The organism is Nostoc sp. UCD121, assembly GCF_014222285.1.
Classification (GTDB): domain Bacteria; phylum Cyanobacteriota; class Cyanobacteriia; order Cyanobacteriales; family Nostocaceae; genus Nostoc.
In genome coordinates, this window is record NZ_JACKZS010000378.1 from 1 (window position 1) to 3,595 (window position 3,595).

Below are 3,595 nucleotides of genomic sequence, written 5' to 3' on the forward strand. Positions count from 1 at the left end.
CAAATATTCAGATTTTAAAATTCCTGCAAATGAAATTACAAATGCTGTTAATGCAATAGCTGTTATACCATGTAGCAACCAATTTATTTCTTTCTCATTATACGATCCACTTTGGAGTTTGCCAAGGTTTCTGAAATTGACTGAATGGAAGCTAGAAATAATGAGTACGCGGAGTAGTCAGCGTATTTCTTTATTCCCATCTTACAGACCTTCAAATTCACCTAAGTTTTTGAGATTAGCTGCATGGAATATAAAAACGGCACAAAATATTTTTAATTTATATTCAAATTCGCAACGTTACTATGATATTGGGATCTGTCTAATACCTTTGTTGTTAAGTTTGATTATAATACTTAAGGTGAATTTTATTTTGGTAATTTTTGGCTTAAACTTAACAATTGTATTGTTTATATATTTTTGTCAATTAGCTTATGATTCTGCAACTGCTATATTAATCAGCCCTGATGGTAAGTATTTGATTTCTGGTTACATTGGAGGAACTATCAAAGTTTGGAATATCAAAACCAAAAAGTTTATTTTTAACCTCAAAGGTCACAGTAAATCCGTAAATGCTGTAGCCATCACTTCTAATGGTAAGTACTTGATTTCTGGTTCCAAGGACAAAACTATTAAAGTTTGGAATCTAGAAAATAGAAAGCAACTTTTTACTCTCACAGATCACAGCGCCTCGGTAAATACTGTAGCCATCACCCCTGATGATAAGTGGATCATTTCTGGTTCAGATGACAAGACTGTCAAGATTTGGGATTTAGAAAATCAAGAGGAAATTTTCACTTTCCGAGGTCATACCGAATCTGTAAATGCTGTAACAATAACCCCTGATGGCAAAGTGATTTCTGCCTCTTCTGATAAAACTCTCCAGGTTTTGGATCTAGAAACTCAGACATTCATTGCTAAGTTTGTTGGGGAAAGTGGGTTACTGTGCTGCGCTGTAGCACCAGATGGGGCAACAATTATGGCAGGCAGCGAATTTGGACAGGTGCATTTTTTGCGTTTAGAAGGGATTGAGACACAACCATGAAAACTCCTCCTCGACCCCCAACCGTCACCTACACCGCTTCCTATCCAATTGAATTTCAGCAATTTATTCAAGAAAAAAGTAAGAATTTTGTTGGACGTGAATTTGTCTTCACCGCAATAACCAACTTCCTCAACCGCCACAAATGTGGATACTTCACTATTCTAGGTGCACCTGGTAGCGGCAAGAGTGCCATCTTAGCAAAGTATCTGAGAGATAGTCCTGATGTTATCTACTACAACGCTCAAGTTGCAGAGAAAAATCATGCTGACCAATTTCTTTGGACTGTTTGTACCCAATTAATGCAGAAAACGGGAAATGAGGATGCGATACTTCCAGATAACGCAACTGAGGGAAGTTGGTTTCTCTCGCTGCTACTCCAGAAAATTAGCGACAAACTAGAATCTAATCGATGCCTAATAATTATTATTGACACACTAGACGCAATAGACTGCAATAGTCAACCGCTAGGTTCAAATTTGCTTTATCTTCCTAAATATCTCCCACAAAGTGTCTATTTCCTTCTCAGCCACCGTCACTATTTGAGAGAACAATCTGGTTTATTAATAGAAACGCCTTGCCAAATACTTGATTTAGCAGCATACCCAGAACAAAATCGGAGAGACGTACAATCGTACATTCGGCAACACCTAACTCCCCTAGAGCGCTTGCCGGAGATGTCACATATAGACGAGGAAGAATTTATGACACGCTTCTGTTTTGAGAGCGAAGATAATTTCATGTACCTCAGTCAAATATTACCCGCTATAGCCAATGGTTTTTACCTTAAACCCTTGCACAGAGATAGACTCCCAACGGGTTTGGCGGCATACTATCAGCAACATTGGCAGAAGATGAAGGCTGAGGGTTTCTCTAATATTGCTTTAGAAGTTATTCGTGTCCTGACTTCTGGAGAAAAAGGAAAAGGGATATCAGTGAAGGCGATCGCAGAAATAATTGATGAAGACGAGTACGAAGTCCAAGAAGTGCTAGAAAATTGGCTTGAGTTCCTTGTACAGCAGAAAGTAAGCACAGAAACTCGTTACAGTTTCTATCATGACAGCTTTCGGGATTGGTTAGCAGAACAATTAGTTAATGGAGGAATAGGACTTGAGATAGTAAACGCACAAAAGTAATGTAGCATTCCACATTAGGGCTATTTCGTGTAATCAAAGCCTCAAAGTACTCTCGATTCATTCATCTCAATACCGCGATCGCTGCCCACTTTAATAATTTCAGGCGATGGGTTTTTGACCATATTTACTGAATAAATCGTTTAGTGCCTCGGACAGCAACGCTTGAACTGTTGTATCTTGTGACAATGCAAGTTGTTTCAACTGTTTGGACACAGCTGGATCAAAGTGACCAGCGATCGCTTTCTTACCTTGCCGACTGGGTGCGACTCCAGGGGAGGAATTATTGCTCAACGGTTCACCATCTGGACTTGTTACGGACTTTGTGGATTTTTCTGGTTCTGAAACTTTGCGTAGAGAATCGGCTAAATTCGTCTTCTTTACCATCAGACTTAACGTGTATACATATCAACAAGTATACAATGCTATAATATTACAATTCTACAGTTTTACAATTTAACTTGTTTACATAACCATTTGTAGAATTCCCAAATTTCATCCGCAGCCTTTCCTTTTGGCTCATATTCCTGTGCTGCTAATCCCCCTGCTAACGAGCGTACAAAAGCGGTACGCTGAGAAATACGAACCGGGGCGATGGGAATGTTGTACTCTTTTATGGCATCAGCCGCCTCATCTCCAAGGGAGCCTCTTGTGGGAACACAGTTTAAAACGACTGTGGCAGTTTTTTTAGCCAGCTTAACCAAATCAATTGTGTTGGCGATCGCACGTAAATCCAAAATTGAGGGTTGGCAGGGTATCAGAATTAAATCAGCAGCACGGATGGCGGCAAGAGCAGATGACTCCGAATGTGGGGCAGTGTCAATAACCACTAACTGTGCCCCACCATTTTTGGCAGTCTCCAAAACTTTTTCTAATCGTGATGCTTGGCACGAAATTACAACGGGAGATTCTGCTTCTCGTGAATCTCCCCACTTGCTGGCAGACGCTTGTGGATCTAAATCTACAAGTACAGTTTCTTTACCTTTGATGGCTGCGGCAACGCCAAGATGGATACTTAGCGAAGTTTTGCCCACACCCCCTTTTTCTGCGACAATAGCTACTGTCTTCATGTATACATATTCACACATTAACATTAAGACAAGTGTACAAGTTTAGCAGTGAAATGAGCAGTGAGCCATCTTGGGGTAAAGACAAGATACGCGCAAAATTTATCACCATGTAAAGTTTTTGTAACAAATTTCACGCGTTCGCTCTCTCAAAGCGATCGCACCTATCCTCTAAGAATCTCACAGACAAATTTTTTACTTTGATTCCCTTTCCGCTTTCCCAAATTGGCACGGTGATGCCTACTTAGAGTCCCTTCCCGAATTCGCTAACAGTGTAGGTGTAGCGAACTGCAAACATAAACGCTTCAAACCGCAAACAAGGCGATTTTGAAACCACATTCTCTGCAAATAAGGGT

At 40.2% G+C, this 3,595-nt stretch carries 4 protein-coding genes; 2 read left to right on the top strand and 2 right to left on the bottom strand.

From position 1 onward, the window contains the following. Positions 1-358 precede the first annotated feature (358 nt). A complete protein-coding gene (locus tag GNF10_RS35800) occupies positions 359-1,042 on the top strand; it encodes a WD40 repeat domain-containing protein (RefSeq protein ID WP_221644706.1) in 684 nt (227 codons plus the stop codon). Continuing rightward, positions 1,039-2,175, top strand: a complete 1,137-nt coding sequence (locus tag GNF10_RS35805; RefSeq protein WP_185587885.1) for an ATP-binding protein — start codon at positions 1,039-1,041, stop codon at positions 2,173-2,175. The genes GNF10_RS35800 and GNF10_RS35805 overlap by 4 nt, the downstream gene beginning before the upstream one ends. Before the next feature lie 99 nt (positions 2,176-2,274). On the opposite strand, the gene GNF10_RS35810 is transcribed toward GNF10_RS35805, so the two are convergent. Together GNF10_RS35810 and parA are read right to left on the bottom strand one after the other, a co-directional pair. Beyond that, positions 2,275-2,559 carry a ribbon-helix-helix domain-containing protein gene (locus GNF10_RS35810; RefSeq protein WP_185587884.1) on the bottom strand — a complete coding sequence of 95 codons (285 nt, stop codon included), beginning with the start codon at positions 2,557-2,559 and terminating at the stop codon, positions 2,275-2,277. A gap of 62 nt (positions 2,560-2,621) precedes the next feature. Further along, positions 2,622-3,242: a ParA family partition ATPase gene (gene parA / locus GNF10_RS35815; RefSeq protein WP_185587881.1), complete on the bottom strand. Its 621-nt coding sequence runs from the start codon at positions 3,240-3,242 to the stop codon at positions 2,622-2,624. Positions 3,243-3,595 lie beyond the last annotated feature (353 nt).